The following is a 14,945-nucleotide window of genomic DNA, read 5'->3' as shown; positions in this document are numbered from 1 at the left end:
CACCCAAAAATCCGGCAATAAAAAAGGCGCCTCGAAAGGCGCCTTCTCGGTACAACAACCCGGCGTCAGTCAAACACGCCGAAGGTCATGTAGCTGAACCACGAGCGGTCGGTGCTGTTGGCTTCGGACTCGTGTTTCTCTTCTTCGATCACATCGCCGTTTTCATTTTTAGGCTTGAGCTCGTTCGGAATCGCGTCCTTGGCATCCTGGAACTGCTTCTGCACGTCCTGGTTGGCGCGGGTTTCGCCCGGCGGCAGCGGCGGACGGGATTCGATCAGGCCCAGGGTGGCCTTGCTCAGCCACGAACGGTTGTCGGCTTCGGCTACCCTCGGCACAAACTGACCGTCCACCAGGCTTGGGTGGTTCGGGTAGTTGAGTTTCAGGGTTTCGAGGCTGGTCGCGGCCAGTTCGTCCAGGTGCAGACGCTGGTAGGCTTCGGTCATCACCGCCAGGCCGTCACCGACCGATGGGGTTTCCTGGAAGTTTTCCACCACGTAACGACCACGGTTGGCGGCGGCAACGTAGGCCTGACGGGTCAGGTAGTAGTCGGCAACGTGGATTTCGTAGGCCGCCAGCAGGTTGCGCAGGTAAATCATGCGCTGCTTGGCGTCCGGCGCGTAGCGGCTGTTCGGGTAGCGGCTGGTCAGCTGGGCGAACTCGTTGTAGGAGTCGCGGGCGGCGCCCGGGTCACGCTTGGTCATATCCAGTGGCAGGAAGCGCGCCAGCAGGCCGACGTCCTGGTCAAAAGAGGTCAGACCCTTGAGGTAGTAGGCGTAATCGACGTTCGGGTGCTGCGGGTGCAAGCGAATGAATCGCTCGGCGGCGGACTTCGCAGCCTCAGGCTCGGAGTTCTTGTAGTTGGCGTAGATGAGCTCGAGCTGAGCCTGATCGGCATAGCGACCGAACGGATAACGCGACTCCAGGGCCTTCAGCTTGGCTGTGGCGCTGGTGTAGCTATTGTTGTCCAGATCGTGCTGAGCCTGCTGGTACAGCTCGACTTCGCTCAGGTTTTCGTCTACGACTTCCTTCGATGAGCAAGCAGCGGTCAATGCGAGGATGGCGATCAGCAGCAGGTGTTTCACTTGCATGGCGGCTTGCGTCCCTATGACGGCCGCTGTCTTGGGCGGGGCCGTCCTGTTATGATGAGTGCCCCGTTGAAAAGCCTCGGGGCAAAAGACGCCGTATTTAACCACAAGCGCGCAGCCGAAACCAAAGGCTGTGCCGACGCCTAGTCTGAGCATGTCCGATAAAATTGAACTTCGCGCAGAGGTGCCGTCCGAATTGGGCGGCCAACGCCTCGATCAAGTCGCCGCACAACTATTCGCTGAGCACTCGCGCTCGCGCCTTTCCGCCTGGATCAAAGACGGCCGCCTGACTGTGGATGGGGCGGTTATCCGCCCGCGAGACATCGTTCACGGTGGCGCCATCCTTGAACTGACTGCCGAGCAGGAAGCTCAGGGTGAATGGATCGCTCAAGACATCGAGCTGGACATCGTCTATGAAGACGACGACATCCTGGTGATCAACAAGCCTGCGGGCCTGGTGGTGCATCCGGCCGCCGGTCACGCCGACGGTACCTTGCTCAACGCCTTGCTGCACCACGTGCCGGACATCATCAATGTGCCCCGCGCCGGTATCGTGCATCGCCTGGACAAGGACACCACCGGTCTGATGGTGGTGGCCAAGACCATTCAGGCGCAGACACAGCTGGTCACGCAATTGCAGAGCCGCAGCGTCAGCCGGATCTACGAGTGCATCGTGATCGGTGTGGTGACGGCCGGCGGCAAGATCAACGCACCGATCGGTCGTCACGGCCAGCAGCGCCAGCGCATGGCGGTGATGGAAGGTGGCAAGCAAGCCGTCAGCCACTACCGCGTGCTCGAGCGTTTCCGCTCCCACACTCATGTGCGGGTGAAGCTGGAAACCGGTCGTACGCACCAGATTCGCGTGCACATGGCGCACATCAACTACCCGTTGGTCGGAGATCCTGCCTACGGCGGTCGTTTCCGTATTCCACCGGCCGCCAGCGTGACCATGGTCGAATCCCTGAAGAATTTCCCGCGTCAGGCGCTGCATGCGCGGTTCCTGGAGCTGGATCATCCGACCACCGGTAAACGCATGAGCTGGGAATCGCCACTGCCGGATGACTTCGTCTGGTTGCTGTCGCTGCTCAAGCAAGACCGCGAGGCGTTCATCGGATGACCTGGCTGACGCCTGACTGGCCCGCGCCGGCCCGCGTCAAAGCCTGCGTTACCACCCGTGCGGGCGGCGTCAGTCTGGCGCCGTTCGACAGCCTCAACCTGGGCGATCATGTCGACGACAGCCCTGAAGCCGTCGCCGAAAACCGCCGTCGCCTCACCGATCACTTCTCGATTCAACCGGCCTGGCTGCAACAGGTTCACGGCATTGTCGTGGCTGATGCTGACCCAAGCCAGGTTGTCACCGCTGACGCCAGCTGGACGGCAACGCCCGGTATCGCCTGCGCGGTGATGACCGCCGATTGCCTGCCGGCGCTGTTCTGTGACCGTGCCGGCACCCGCGTTGCTGCCGCCCATGCCGGTTGGCGCGGGTTGGCGGCGGGTGTGCTGGAAGCGACCCTCGACAGTCTGGCCGTGCCGCCTGAAGACGTGCTCGTCTGGCTTGGCCCGGCCATTGGTCCGCAAGCCTTCGAAGTCGGTCCCGAAGTGCGCGAAGCCTTCGTCCAGCAACTGCCTGAAACCGCTAACGCCTTCGTACCGAGCCACAACGCCGGCAAATTCATGGCTGACATCTATGAACTGGCGCGTTTGCGTCTGGCCGCTCGCGGTGTCACGGCTGTTTATGGCGGTGGTTTCTGTACAGTGACCGATCCACGTTTCTTTTCTTACCGCCGCAGCCCTCGCACCGGCCGGTTTGCCTCCCTGGTTTGGCTCGAACACTAGACTCGAACGCTAGACTTCTCTGATCTGCATCAACTCCACTGCGCTTGAATCTCCCAGAATCGACCACATCTATAGCGGTATCTGGCAGGTTTCTTTATTCGGGATGTTTATAGGTCCGGCCTGCTCAAAAGGAAGGTGAACCCATGCGTATAGACCGTTTAACCAGCAAGTTACAGTTAGCCTTGTCCGACGCCCAATCCCTGGCTGTCGGTCTCGATCATCCGGCCATTGAACCGGCGCATTTGATGCAGGCCATGCTTGAACAGCAGGGTGGTTCGATCAAACCCCTGCTGATGCAGGTGGGTTTCGACGTCAACAGCCTGCGTAAAGAGCTGACCAAAGCGCTCGATCAGCTGCCGAAAATCCAGAACCCGACCGGCGACGTGAACATGTCGCAGGATCTGGCGCGTCTGCTCAACCAGGCCGATCGCCTGGCCCAGCAGAAGGGCGACCAATTCATCTCCAGCGAACTGGTGCTGCTCGCCGCGATGGACGAGAACAGCAAGCTCGGCAAATTGCTGCTCGGCCAGGGCGTGAGCAAGAAAGCCCTGGAAAATGCAATCAACAACCTGCGCGGCGGTGAGGCAGTCAATGACGCCAACCACGAAGAATCGCGTCAGGCGCTGGATAAATACACCATCGACCTGACCAAGCGCGCCGAAGAGGGCAAGCTCGATCCGGTGATTGGCCGTGACGACGAAATTCGCCGCACGATTCAGGTCCTGCAACGCCGCACCAAGAACAACCCGGTGCTGATCGGTGAGCCTGGCGTGGGTAAAACCGCGATCGCCGAAGGCTTGGCCCAGCGCATCATCAACGGGGAAGTGCCCGATGGCCTGAGAGGCAAGCGCCTGTTGTCCCTGGACATGGGGGCGCTGATTGCCGGTGCCAAATACCGTGGCGAATTCGAAGAGCGCCTCAAGTCTCTGCTCAATGAACTGTCGAAGCAGGAAGGGCAGATCATTCTGTTCATCGACGAATTGCACACCATGGTCGGTGCCGGCAAGGGCGAAGGCTCGATGGACGCCGGCAACATGCTCAAACCGGCATTGGCTCGCGGTGAGCTGCATTGCGTCGGCGCGACCACGCTCAACGAGTACCGCCAATATATAGAGAAGGACGCGGCCCTCGAACGGCGCTTCCAGAAAGTCCTGGTGGACGAGCCGAGCGAAGAAGACACCATCGCCATCCTGCGAGGCCTGAAAGAGCGCTACGAAGTTCACCACAAGGTGGCAATCACCGACGGTGCAATCATCGCCGCGGCCAAGCTCAGTCATCGCTACATCACTGACCGTCAGCTGCCGGACAAGGCGATCGACCTGATCGACGAAGCTGCTAGCCGCATCCGCATGGAGATCGACTCCAAGCCGGAAGTGCTGGACCGTCTGGAGCGTCGCCTGATTCAGCTGAAGGTGGAATCCCAGGCGCTGAAGAAAGAAAGCGACGACGCGGCGAAGAAACGTCTGGAAAAACTGCAGGAAGAAATCGCCCGTCACGAGCGTGAGTATTCGGACCTCGAAGAAATCTGGAACTCAGAAAAAGCCGAAGTTCATGGTTCGGCGCAGATCCAGCAGAAAATCGAACAGTCCCGTCAGGAACTGGAAGCCGCACGCCGTAAAGGCGACCTGAACCGCATGGCCGAGCTGCAATACGGGGTGATCCCGGACCTGGAGCGCAGCCTGCAAATGGTCGACCAGCATGGCAAAAGCGAAAATCAGTTGCTGCGCAGCAAGGTGACTGAAGAAGAGATCGCTGAAGTCGTGTCGAAGTGGACCGGCATCCCCGTGGCGAAAATGCTCGAGGGCGAGCGCGAAAAACTGATGAAGATGGAAAGCCTGTTGCACCAACGTGTGATTGGTCAGGACGAAGCAGTGATCGCCGTCTCCAACGCAGTGCGGCGTTCCCGTGCCGGGTTGTCCGATCCGAATCGCCCGAGCGGTTCGTTCATGTTCCTCGGCCCGACCGGTGTCGGTAAAACCGAGTTATGCAAGGCGCTGGCCGAGTTCCTCTTTGATACCGAAGAGGCGATGGTACGGATCGATATGTCCGAGTTCATGGAGAAACATTCCGTGGCTCGTCTGATCGGCGCGCCACCAGGCTACGTGGGCTATGAGGAGGGCGGTTACCTGACCGAGGCGGTGCGTCGCAAGCCTTACTCGGTGATCCTCCTGGATGAGGTCGAGAAGGCCCACCCGGACGTGTTCAACATCTTGCTGCAAGTGCTCGAAGATGGCCGTTTGACCGACAGCCATGGCCGCACGGTGGATTTCAAAAATACCGTGATCGTCATGACCTCCAACCTGGGGTCGGTGCAGATCCAGGAACTGATAGGGGATCGCGAAGCGCAGCGTGCGGCGGTGATGGATGCGATTTCCACGCACTTCCGGCCGGAGTTCATCAACCGGGTCGACGAAGTGGTGATCTTCGAACCATTGGCTCGGGATCAGATCGCCGGCATTACCGAGATCCAGTTGGGCCGCCTGCGTAGCCGCCTCACCGAGCGCGAGCTGAAGCTTGAGCTGAGCCCGGAAGCGATGGATAAGCTGATCGCCGTCGGTTACGACCCGGTCTATGGCGCACGGCCGCTCAAACGGGCGATCCAGCGCTGGATCGAGAACCCGCTGGCACAGCTGATCCTATCGGGTCGTTTCATGCCCGGAGAGACCGCCAAAGGTGTGGTGGAGAACGACGAAATCGTCTTCGTCTGATCCCCAGTGGCAACAAAATGAAAGAGGCCTCGCATTGCGAGGCCTTTTTTTCGATAGGCTGTTGAACTCAAAGGAAAATGCTTGTAAAGTGCGCCCCGCAGTAAGTCACCCCGATGGGGTTTCTGCTCCCCAAGCAGGAATCTGAAATAAGTTGCAAATCATTAACTTGAAAGCAATTTAGGGGGTTGACAGAGGTGCTTAAGATTGTAGAATAGCGCGCCTCAGACACACGAACGCAGCGATGCGAACGGGTAGAAGAGGTGAAGCAAGCTTCACAGTTTTAAATTGAAATACCAGTTGTAATTGAAATATGTAGTTCCGTGATAGCTCAGTCGGTAGAGCAAATGACTGTTAATCATTGGGTCCCAGGTTCGAGTCCTGGTCACGGAGCCAATTTCAAACCGGGGTATAGCGCAGTCCGGTAGCGCGCCTGCTTTGGGAGCAGGATGTCAGGAGTTCGAATCCCCTTACCCCGACCATTTTTGGGTCGTTAGCTCAGTTGGTAGAGCAGTTGGCTTTTAACCAATTGGTCGTAGGTTCGAATCCCACACGACCCACCATTTTTGAAACCAGTTAGCGCTGGAATCGAATCTTAAGATCAGACGCCAAAAGCTCTGTTCGCAGAAGGCGCCTTTCAAAGGTGCCTTTTTTTTACCGGGGTATAGCGCAGTCCGGTAGCGCGCCTGCTTTGGGAGCAGGATGTCAGGAGTTCGAATCCCCTTACCCCGACCATATTAAAAATCCTCGTATCGAAAGATACGGGGATTTTTTTTGCCTTGAACAAATGCAGATTGCTTCCAGTGCAACCGAAGCGCAGGGCCGGGCCGGTGCTTTCGGTAAATCCTCCAGACAAAAAAAGCCCTGCTTATCGATGGAAAAGCAGGGCTTGGCTCTTCAGGGCTAAGTCTTCGCAGACTTAGCTGTTGTCTTTCAGGTGCTCGAACAAGCCTTTTGGCATTTGTTTGCCGTTGGCTTCGTAGTTGGCTTTCACGTTATCGAAAGCCTCTTGCTCCGAGATTTGACCATCGTGGTTGGTGTCGATCTTGTCGAAGTCTCCCTTGGGCGCCACTTTCAGGAACTCCGCACGGGACACCTGACCATCGCCATCGGTGTCGGTCTTGGCCATCGAGGCATCGCCGCACTTGCCTTCGCCACATTTGCCTTCTGGGGTTTTTACCGAAGTTTCGGCCGAGGCGACCATGTAGCCCTGGGTCAGTGGCTGCGCGGCGAATACGGAACCGGACAACATCAGGCCGCCGGCCAGGACAGCACCAAGCAGGCCAACGGTATTTTTGCTGAGAGTAGTGGTACGGGACATTACAAATCTCCTGGGTTGCACGACACAACCGTTCGATAAAGGACGCCACGCAAGTGCGGCGATGACCGAAGCAGGCGGTGCCTTGCTCGGGTGTGGCCATTTAGCGGGCGCGGTGTATCGCTACTGTGTCGCGCAACGGGGGAGTTTGTAAGCGAAGGGGCGCAATCGTGGGGGAGATACAGTGAGACACATAGGTGTCAGGAAGTTGGACCGAGACGCCTGCTTCGCGGGCAAGCCTCGCTCCTACGGGGGAGTCGATGCATCTTTCGATTTGACTCCGAACTGTAGGAGCGAGGCTTGCCCGCGAAGAGACCCTAAGTGATGCCGAAGCTCTTAATGCAACTTGAGCCGCGGCTCGGTCCCACGCCCAATCTTGCTACCAAGCATCAACATCGCCGTACGGAACGCGCCATACAGTGCCATCTGGTGCATGCGGTACAGCGACACGTAAAACATCCGCGCCAGCCAGCCCTCTAGCATCACGCTGCCGGTCAGGTTGCCCATCAAGTTACCCACAGCCGAAAAACGCGACAGCGAGATCAGCGAGCCGTAGTCGGTGTATTTGTATTCCGGCAGGGCCTTGCCTTCGATCCGCAGTTTCAGCGATTTGGCCAGCAACGAAGCCTGTTGGTGGGCCGCCTGGGCACGCGGCGGCACATTGCGGTCGCTGCCCGGTTGCGGACAGGCCGCGCAGTCACCGAAGGCGAAGATGTTCTCGTCGCGGGTGGTTTGCAGGGTCGGCAGCACTTGCAGCTGGTTGATGCGGTTGGTTTCCAGGCCATCGATATCCTTGAGGAAACCCGGCGCACGAATCCCGGCGGCCCAGACTTTGAGGCTGGCGTTGATTACCTGGCCGTCGGCGGTAATCAAGCTGTCGGCGGTCACTTCGCTGACCGCGGCATTGGTCATGACGTTGACCCCGAGTTTCTCCAGGGTTTTATGCACAGGCCCGCCGATCCGCTCCGGCAGCGCCGGGAGAACCCGTGGCCCGGCTTCGATCAGGGTGATGTGCATGTTTTCCGGCTTGATCCGGTCCAGACCATAAGCTGCCAGTTCATGGGCGGCGTTGTGCAGTTCCGCTGCCAGTTCGACCCCGGTGGCACCGGCGCCGACGATGGCCACGCTGATCTGTTGCACCGTGTCAGTCTGCCCGGCGTGCGCGCGCAGGTAGTGATTGAGCAGTTGCTGATGGAAGCGCTCGGCCTGTTTGCGGGTGTCGAGGAACAGGCAATGCTGCGCAGCGCCTTGAGTGCCGAAGTCATTGGTGGTGCTGCCGACAGCAATCACCAGCGAGTCGTAAGGCACTTCGCGCGCCGGCACCAGTTCCAGGCCAGCATCGTCGTAGGTGGCGGCCAGCTGGATTTTTTTCTGCGCGCGATCGAGCCCGCTCATGCGCCCCAGCTGGAACTCGAAGTGGTTCCATTTTGCCTGGGCGACATAGTTGAGTTCGTCTTCGGAAGAGTTCAGGGAACCCGCCGCGACTTCGTGCAACAGCGGTTTCCAGATGTGGGTCAGGTTCGCGTCGACCAGCATCACACTGGCCGTGCCGCGCTTGCCCAGAGTCTTACCCAGACGGGTAGCCAACTCCAGACCGCCGGCGCCGCCGCCAACGATGACAATACGATGAGTCATGGGGATATCTCGCAAGGCTAAAAGAAATCGGTGCAATTACCCGAGCGAGCGCGATGCAGCTCATAGCGTCAGGTAACTGATCAGGCGGCTCAACAGGCCTAAACCAATGGTCACTGCCAGCACCACCACCAGAAGCATCCACGGCCGGAAAGGCCGGCGCTCGACTCGGTGCTGGGACAGGTGCAGGTACTCTTCGACATGCTTCTGGTCGTCGGGGTTCAGGCGGCTGGTCATATTGGGCCTCGTCAGGTAGACGTTGCTGAATGTGAGGAAGCTACAGCGCGCAGCGATATTGCGAACTGTCCGGTGTGGAGCGGAGCATAGCCGCTGGCTGGAGTGGCTCGACGCTCACCGTGTCGTCCAGGCGAATGATGCCACTTTGTAACACTCGGCGACCCGCTCCTGCAACGGACTCACAAGCTGATCCCGACATCGAAGACGATGCTGCGCCCCAGGTTGCTGCGCAGGAAATCCGGGGCATCGGGGTGGGCGAAGAGCACGCGGGCGAAGGTCGGGCCGACCAGCGACAACGAGCGCCAGCCCTGGCGCAGGTATTCGGTGGGGGGCGGAAAGTGGCTGTTGAGGTCCAGCACTTCGCGCTTGAGGCTGGCGAAGGCGATGATGTCCAGATCCCCCAGGTCCATACCGCGTTCTTTGTAGTTGTGGGCTTTTTTGCGCAAGGTCGGCGCCAGTCTCAGCAGGAATTCATTGGCCGGGATCCGCCGGGGCTTGGCCTCGCGGCGCACCAGCTGGCTCAGGGAGAACGCGCTGCGCCGACGTTGCAGCTCATCACGCCATTCGTCGTTGAGGCGCCGGCCCTCGTCGAGCACGAAGAACACCTCGAAATTCGCGTCGCGAAACAGCACGTCCGGTGGCTCTCCGGCGGGGGCAAACTCATCGGCGCGATAGGGAATGTTCAGACCTTGCAGCAGGCGCTGGCAAACCCAACGCTCACGCTCCCATTTGCGGGCATTGGAAAGGAACGTGTTGGCTTGCTCGGCCGCAATGGTCAGCAGGCGTAAATAATCGGAGTCATCCATAGGCCCAAGCTTAGCGTTCAAATGTGATCTGAATAATAAAGTCGGTCGCGATTTTTTTCAGATAGAGCCTTTTCTGGCGTGCCTATGGAGTCAGCAGCGTCGGTCCCTGGTTGTCTGGCCCGGGTTCTTGCGCTTGATCGTCCACCCATTGCCAGAACAGCCGATAGCCGACCGCCAGTATCACGGGGCCGATAAACAGGCCGAGGATACCGCTCGTGACCATGCCGCCCAAGGCACCGATCAGCACCACCGGCATTGGCACATCGACACCTCGACCTAGCAGCAACGGTTTGAGGACGTTATCTACCAGGCCCGCAACGAAGACATAGATGGCAAACACAATGGTCGCCGTACTGGCACCTTCGCTCGCGAAGACGTAGACGATGACCGGAACGGTAATCAGGGTGGCCGGTAATTGCATGATGCCAATAAGCAGTACCGCCAAGGCGAGAAGACCTGCGCCGGGGATGCCCATGAACACAAAGCCGATGCCGATCAACAGCATCTGAATGAAGGCGATGCCGACCACGCCCAACGCCACTGCCCGGATGGTCGCGGTGCACAGCTCGGTGATTTTCGGTCCCTTGACCGGACCGCAGAAGCGCGAAGCGATTTGCACTGCGCTGCGGTGGCCACTTTCACCATAGGCTAAAAAAATACCGGCAATAATCAGGGCGAAAATGAATAAAAGGAGCCCCATGCCGGCACCCGCCAGCCTGCTCAGCAGGGAGAGGCTGACACCTTTGATTTGCGGTATGAACTTCTGTAGCAGGTCGGGCAGGTTGGTGACAGCTTGTGTCCATAAGCCATGAAGGGGTTTGCCCACGAGTGGCCAGCCGGCTACCGCATCGGACGGAGGGGGGATATGGAAACTGTCACTTTTGACCATGCTTATCGCCCGTTCCACGGAGTCTGCAATCGAGGTTCCCAGCAAATAGGCAGGCACCATCAGGATGCAGATGGCGATCAGCACGATCAGCGTCGCGCTGAGCCCGTCCTTGTTTCCCAGCACGCGTTTGAACCTGACTTGCGATGGGTAGAGGGTGATTGCCAGGATTATCGACCACAGCATCAGATCGAGGAATGGACTGAATATCTGGAAGCAGAAAACCACCAGAACGGCAATCAACCCGGCACGAATCAGTACATCGAGCAGACCTCGGGAGAAAGCCTTCTCGGAAATGGGCGTGGGAACCATCGATTTTCCTCCTGTAGATAGGAGCAAAGGCATGAACCGGGTAAGTCCAGCATAGACGTGCTCCTCGCCACGGGTTTCTCTGATTCAAGACCCTCTTTCCCCACCCAGCGCCCGGTTCCGGGCAGTGCACAAAACGGATAGCGATCTGCGCAAAGCGGATATTGCCCTGCGCCTGGCGTCTTTACCCTCGGCTATACGGACGTTAGCCGCGTTACCGACTCTTAAAAAAACAACAACAAGAGATAGATGCCATGCGCAAGATTGACGTACACGAGGTTATCGACAAAGCACGATTCAACCGCTTTCACTGGATGGTGCTGTTCTGGTGCGCCCTGATCATCATTTTCGACGGTTACGATTTGGTGATCTACGGCGTGGTGTTGCCGATGCTGATGAAAGAGTGGGGGCTCAGTCCTCTGCAAGCCGGCGCATTGGGAAGTTACGCACTGTTTGGAATGATGTTCGGCGCGCTGTTTTTCGGCCCGCTGTCGGACAAGATCGGCCGCAAAAAAGCCATCACCCTGTGCGTGATGCTGTTTAGCGGTTTTACCGTGCTCAACGGTTTTGCCAGTAACCCCACCGAATTTGGCCTCTGTCGGTTCATTGCCGGGCTGGGCATTGGCGGGGTGATGCCCAACGTCGTGGCGCTGATGAACGAATACGCGCCGAAGAAAATCCGCAGCACGCTGGTGGCGATCATGTTCAGCGGCTACTCGGTGGGCGGCATGCTTTCGGCGGGGCTTGGCATCGTGTTGATCCCGAGTTTTGGCTGGCAGTCGGTGTTTTACGTGGCGGTGCTGCCGTTGCTGTTGTTGCCGTTGATCATGTACTTCCTGCCCGAATCGGTGGGTTTCATGCTGCGTCAGGGGCGTGATGAAGAAGCGCGCAACATTCTCCAGCGAGTCGATCCGGCGTACATCGCGCAAACCGGCGATCAGCTGCACATGAGCGAAGTGAAGGGCAGCGGCACCCCGGTGTTGCAGTTGTTTCGTGAGGGGCGGGCGCTGCGCACACTGATGCTGTGGCTGGCATTTTTCTGCTGCTTGCTGATGGTCTACGCCTTGAGTTCCTGGCTACCGAAACTGATGGCCAACGCCGGTTACAGCCTGGGCTCGAGCCTGTCGTTCCTGCTGGTGCTCAACTTCGGCGCCATTTTCGGCGCGGTCGGCGGCGGTGTACTGGGTGACAAACTCAACCTGCCGCGCGTGTTGGCGGGGTTCTTCATCGTTGCGGCGGCATCGATCACCTTGCTTGGCTTCAACAGTCCGATGCCGGTGTTGTACCTGCTGATCGCCATCGCTGGCGCCACCACCATCGGCTCGCAGATTCTGCTGTACGCCTGCGCCGCGCAGTTCTACTCCATGGCCATTCGCTCCACCGGTTTGGGCTGGGCGTCGGGCATCGGCCGCAACGGCGCCATCGTCGGCCCGCTGCTGGGCGGTGCCTTGCTGGGGATCAGCCTGCCGCTGCAACTGAACTTCATGGCGTTTGCCTTGCCCGGTGCGGTGGCCGCCATTGCCATGACCGTGTTCGCGATCAGCAGTCAGCGTAGCGCCAAACAAGCGCTGTCGGGCCTGCGCCATGGTTCGCCTGACGGGTCTGTCGGCGACGTTTCATGAAAGCGTTATTCCGGGATTTTTCCTTGTCGGCTGCCGTCGCCGGATTTATCGCGACGGTGATTTCCTACGCGGGCCCCTTGGTGATCATCTTTCAGGCTGCCGAAACCGCGCACCTCTCGCGAGAAGTGCTGTCGTCGTGGGTCTGGGCGATTTCCATCGGCAGCGCCGTGCTCGGCATCGGTTTGAGCCTGCGTTACCGGGTGCCGGTGATCATCGCGTGGTCGGCGCCGGGCTCGGCGTTGCTGGTGGCGCTGTTGCCGGGAATCTCCATGCCCGAAGCGGTGGGCGCATACCTGGTCAGCAGCCTGATTATCTTTCTGGTCGGGGTGTCGGGGGCATTTGACCGGATCATCGGCAAGCTGCCCGCGGCGATTGCGGCGGCGATGCTGGCGGGGATTCTGTTCAGTTTCGGCACCGGGTTGTTCGTCTCGTTGCAAGGCAAGCCGCTGCTGGTGCTGGCGATGTTTGCCACGTATCTGATCTGCAAACGGGTGATGCCGCGATATGCGGTGTTGATGGTGCTGCTGGTGGGCTGTTCCATCGCGTTTCTCGCCGGTGATTTGCACCGCGAAGCGCTGGTGATCGGTTTGGCCACTCCAGTGTGGATCACGCCTGCGTTCAGTTTGAGCGCGACGCTGAATATCGCCTTGCCGCTGGTGATGGTGGCGCTGACCGGCCAGTTTGTCCCCGGCATGGCGGTGCTGCGCGCCAGCGGCTACGCAACGCCCGCCGGCCCGATCATCGCCAGCAGTGCGTTGGGCACGGCGCTGTTGGCGCCGTTCGGTTGTCACGGGCTGAATCTGGCGGCGATTACCGCCGCCATTTGTACCGGCCCCGAGGCCCATGAAAATCCGGGCAAGCGCTATGTGGCCGGGGTTGCGGGCGGTCTCTGTTATTTGGTGCTGGGGATCTTTGGCGCCACGCTGGTTTCGTTGTTTTCAGCGTTCCCCAAAGAGCTGATCGCGGCCCTGGCCGGGCTGGCGTTGTTCGCCGCGATCGCCGGGGCACTGGCTGGCGCAATGGCGGTGCCGAGTGATCGCGAAGCCGCGCTGGTGACCTTTCTCACTACCGCCTCGGGCATGTCGCTGTTTGGGTTGTCTGCCGCTTTCTGGGGACTGATTTTCGGCATGGTCACCCACTTGTTTTTAAGCGCCCGTCGTCCCGTCCCTAGCGGCGAAATCGCCGCAATCGAATCACTTCAACCTGTCGATCAATAAAAATAAGAGAAAAAACGATGAAACAGATTTTCCCAACAACCGGTTCAGTGTTGTCCATGGCTGTCGTCTCGAGTTTCTCCGCCGGCGCGATGGCCGCCGAGGGCGGCTTCATCGAAGACACCACCGCCACCTTGCAAGCGCGCAATTACTACTTCAGCCGGGACTTCTCCGACATCGTCGGCGCCAATAAACAGTCGAAGGCCGAAGAGTGGGCGCAGGGCTTCATTCTCAACGTCAAATCCGGTTACGCCCAGGGGCCTGTCGGTTTTGGTGTGGATGTCATTGGCCTGCTCGGCCTCAAACTAGACAGCGGCCCGGATCGGGTCAATACCGGTTTGTTGCCGGTGCACGATGATGGACGCGCGGCGAATGAATACAGTCGTCTGGAAGGCGCGCTGAAGGTGCGTTACTCCAAGACCGAATTGAAGGTGGGTGAGCTGCAACCCAACCTGCCGGTGCTGGCCTTCAGCGATATCCGTCTGCTGCCGCCCAGCTATCAGGGCGCAAGCATCAGCTCCAATGAGATCGAAGGCCTGACCTTGCAGGGCGGCCATTTGAGTTCGACCAGCCTGCGCAACGAGGCCGGTGACGAAAAAATGCAAGCCATGCTCGGTCATGTACCCCAGCGTCAGGTCAGCAGCGATGGTTTCAACTTTGCCGGCGCCGATTACGCCTTCAATGACAAACGCAGCTCGGTCAGCGCCTGGTTCGGGCAATTGGAAGACATCTACAACCAGCGCTTTCTCGGCTTCAAGCACAGCGAGCCGCTGGGAGAGTGGACCCTGGGCGCCAACCTTGGCTATTACGATTCGCGCGAAGACGGCAAAAAGTTGTTGGGCAACATCGACAACCAGGCGTTCTTCTCTTTGCTGTCGGCCAAGCGCGGCGGTCACACGTTTTATGTCGGCTACCAGGGCATGTTCGGCGACAGCGCCTTTCCGCGAGTGTTTGCCAACATCTCACCGCTGGGCAACGAGGTGCCGACCTACGAGTTTGCCTACACCGATGAGCGTTCCTGGCAGGCGCGTTACGACTACGACTTCGCCGCCCTCGGCGTGCCGGGGCTGACCAGCACCGTGCGTTACATCACCGGCAATAACGTCGATACCGGCAAGGGGTTTGAAGGCAAGGATCGCGAGCGCGATCTGGACATCGGCTATGTGTTGCAAAGCGGCAGCCTCAAAGGCCTCGGGATCCGCGTGCGCAACGCCATGGCGCGTTCCAACTACCGCAGTGATATCGACGAGAACCGCCTGATTCTCAGCTACACATGGAAGTTGTTATGAGCCGGT

At 59.2% G+C, this 14,945-nt stretch carries 12 protein-coding genes and 4 tRNA genes; 10 read left to right on the top strand and 6 right to left on the bottom strand.

What is annotated here, in order from left to right:
• Positions 1 to 65 precede the first annotated feature (65 nt).
• Positions 66 to 1,088 (bottom strand): outer membrane protein assembly factor BamD, encoded by a 1,023-nt coding sequence (locus AC1RO5_RS10400; protein WP_493174815.1) that lies wholly within the window; start codon positions 1,086 to 1,088, stop codon positions 66 to 68.
• Between the two features lie 151 nt (positions 1,089 to 1,239).
• Here AC1RO5_RS10400 and rluD point away from each other — a divergent pair, with 151 nt between their 5' ends.
• The 7 genes from rluD to AC1RO5_RS10365 all read left to right on the top strand — a co-directional run bounded on the left by rluD (position 1,240) and on the right by AC1RO5_RS10365 (position 6,361).
• On the top strand, positions 1,240 to 2,202 hold the full coding sequence (gene rluD, locus AC1RO5_RS10395) for a 23S rRNA pseudouridine(1911/1915/1917) synthase RluD (RefSeq protein ID WP_007901932.1): 963 nt from the start codon (positions 1,240 to 1,242) through the stop codon (positions 2,200 to 2,202).
• Positions 2,199 to 2,921 (top strand): peptidoglycan editing factor PgeF, encoded by a 723-nt coding sequence (gene pgeF / locus AC1RO5_RS10390; RefSeq protein ID WP_493174814.1) that lies wholly within the window; start codon positions 2,199 to 2,201, stop codon positions 2,919 to 2,921. The genes rluD and pgeF overlap by 4 nt, the downstream gene beginning before the upstream one ends.
• A 143-nt stretch (positions 2,922 to 3,064) precedes the next feature.
• The gene (gene clpB, locus AC1RO5_RS10385; protein WP_493174813.1) at positions 3,065 to 5,629 is read left to right on the top strand and encodes an ATP-dependent chaperone ClpB; all 2,565 of its coding nucleotides are present in this window, start codon (positions 3,065 to 3,067) and stop codon (positions 5,627 to 5,629) included.
• 317 nt (positions 5,630 to 5,946) lie between these two features.
• A tRNA-Asn gene (locus tag AC1RO5_RS10380) sits at positions 5,947 to 6,022 on the top strand.
• A gap of 9 nt (positions 6,023 to 6,031) precedes the next feature.
• A tRNA-Pro gene (locus AC1RO5_RS10375) sits at positions 6,032 to 6,108 on the top strand.
• Positions 6,109 to 6,113: 5 nt separating this feature from the next.
• Positions 6,114 to 6,189, top strand: a tRNA-Lys gene (locus AC1RO5_RS10370).
• Positions 6,190 to 6,284: 95 nt separating this feature from the next.
• Positions 6,285 to 6,361, top strand: a tRNA-Pro gene (locus AC1RO5_RS10365).
• A 184-nt stretch (positions 6,362 to 6,545) separates the two neighbouring features.
• Here AC1RO5_RS10365 and AC1RO5_RS10360 read toward each other — a convergent pair.
• The 5 genes from AC1RO5_RS10360 to AC1RO5_RS10340 all read right to left on the bottom strand — a co-directional run bounded on the left by AC1RO5_RS10360 (position 6,546) and on the right by AC1RO5_RS10340 (position 10,817).
• Positions 6,546 to 6,947, bottom strand: coding sequence for an HvfA family oxazolone/thioamide-modified RiPP metallophore (locus AC1RO5_RS10360; protein ID WP_019650978.1), 402 nt, complete (start codon positions 6,945 to 6,947; stop codon positions 6,546 to 6,548).
• Positions 6,948 to 7,280: 333 nt separating this feature from the next.
• Positions 7,281 to 8,579 (bottom strand): NAD(P)/FAD-dependent oxidoreductase, encoded by a 1,299-nt coding sequence (locus tag AC1RO5_RS10355; RefSeq protein ID WP_493174812.1) that lies wholly within the window; start codon positions 8,577 to 8,579, stop codon positions 7,281 to 7,283.
• Positions 8,580 to 8,639: 60 nt separating this feature from the next.
• Positions 8,640 to 8,813, bottom strand: coding sequence for a DUF3094 domain-containing protein (locus AC1RO5_RS10350; protein ID WP_032830895.1), 174 nt, complete (start codon positions 8,811 to 8,813; stop codon positions 8,640 to 8,642).
• Between the two features lie 179 nt (positions 8,814 to 8,992).
• Positions 8,993 to 9,619 (bottom strand): DUF1780 domain-containing protein, encoded by a 627-nt coding sequence (locus tag AC1RO5_RS10345; protein WP_007938395.1) that lies wholly within the window; start codon positions 9,617 to 9,619, stop codon positions 8,993 to 8,995.
• A gap of 82 nt (positions 9,620 to 9,701) precedes the next feature.
• Positions 9,702 to 10,817 carry an AI-2E family transporter gene (locus tag AC1RO5_RS10340; protein ID WP_493174811.1) on the bottom strand — a complete coding sequence of 372 codons (1,116 nt, stop codon included), beginning with the start codon at positions 10,815 to 10,817 and terminating at the stop codon, positions 9,702 to 9,704.
• 251 nt (positions 10,818 to 11,068) lie between these two features.
• Here AC1RO5_RS10340 and AC1RO5_RS10335 point away from each other — a divergent pair, with 251 nt between their 5' ends.
• The 3 genes from AC1RO5_RS10335 to AC1RO5_RS10325 are packed head-to-tail and all read left to right on the top strand — an operon-like array spanning position 11,069 to position 14,939.
• Positions 11,069 to 12,436, top strand: a complete 1,368-nt coding sequence (locus tag AC1RO5_RS10335; RefSeq protein WP_493174810.1) for an aromatic acid/H+ symport family MFS transporter — start codon at positions 11,069 to 11,071, stop codon at positions 12,434 to 12,436.
• Positions 12,433 to 13,653, top strand: coding sequence for a benzoate/H(+) symporter BenE family transporter (locus tag AC1RO5_RS10330; RefSeq protein WP_493174809.1), 1,221 nt, complete (start codon positions 12,433 to 12,435; stop codon positions 13,651 to 13,653). The genes AC1RO5_RS10335 and AC1RO5_RS10330 overlap by 4 nt, the downstream gene beginning before the upstream one ends.
• Before the next feature lie 17 nt (positions 13,654 to 13,670).
• Positions 13,671 to 14,939, top strand: coding sequence for an OprD family porin (locus AC1RO5_RS10325; protein WP_493174808.1), 1,269 nt, complete (start codon positions 13,671 to 13,673; stop codon positions 14,937 to 14,939).
• Positions 14,940 to 14,945: the final 6 nt, after the last annotated feature.

The organism is Pseudomonas sp. GW822-FHT02G04 (assembly GCF_058802085.1).
This window is presented reverse-complemented; position numbering and strand designations above follow the sequence as displayed.

What these genes read in the sequence shown, in the direction of transcription:
- clpB (WP_493174813.1), top strand. Translation starts at nt 3,065, where the DNA reads ATGCGTATAGACCGTTTAACCAGCAAGTTACAGTTAGCCTTGTCCGAC.
- AC1RO5_RS10330 (WP_493174809.1), top strand. Translation starts at nt 12,433, where the DNA reads ATGAAAGCGTTATTCCGGGATTTTTCCTTGTCGGCTGCCGTCGCCGGA.
- rluD (WP_007901932.1), top strand. Translation starts at nt 1,240, where the DNA reads ATGTCCGATAAAATTGAACTTCGCGCAGAGGTGCCGTCCGAATTGGGC.
- AC1RO5_RS10355 (WP_493174812.1), bottom strand. Translation starts at nt 8,579, where the DNA reads ATGACTCATCGTATTGTCATCGTTGGCGGCGGCGCCGGCGGTCTGGAG.
- AC1RO5_RS10335 (WP_493174810.1), top strand. Translation starts at nt 11,069, where the DNA reads ATGCGCAAGATTGACGTACACGAGGTTATCGACAAAGCACGATTCAAC.
- AC1RO5_RS10400 (WP_493174815.1), bottom strand. Translation starts at nt 1,088, where the DNA reads ATGCAAGTGAAACACCTGCTGCTGATCGCCATCCTCGCATTGACCGCT.
- AC1RO5_RS10340 (WP_493174811.1), bottom strand. Translation starts at nt 10,817, where the DNA reads ATGGTTCCCACGCCCATTTCCGAGAAGGCTTTCTCCCGAGGTCTGCTC.
- AC1RO5_RS10360 (WP_019650978.1), bottom strand. Translation starts at nt 6,947, where the DNA reads ATGTCCCGTACCACTACTCTCAGCAAAAATACCGTTGGCCTGCTTGGT.
- pgeF (WP_493174814.1), top strand. Translation starts at nt 2,199, where the DNA reads ATGACCTGGCTGACGCCTGACTGGCCCGCGCCGGCCCGCGTCAAAGCC.
- AC1RO5_RS10350 (WP_032830895.1), bottom strand. Translation starts at nt 8,813, where the DNA reads ATGACCAGCCGCCTGAACCCCGACGACCAGAAGCATGTCGAAGAGTAC.
- AC1RO5_RS10325 (WP_493174808.1), top strand. Translation starts at nt 13,671, where the DNA reads ATGAAACAGATTTTCCCAACAACCGGTTCAGTGTTGTCCATGGCTGTC.
- AC1RO5_RS10345 (WP_007938395.1), bottom strand. Translation starts at nt 9,619, where the DNA reads ATGGATGACTCCGATTATTTACGCCTGCTGACCATTGCGGCCGAGCAA.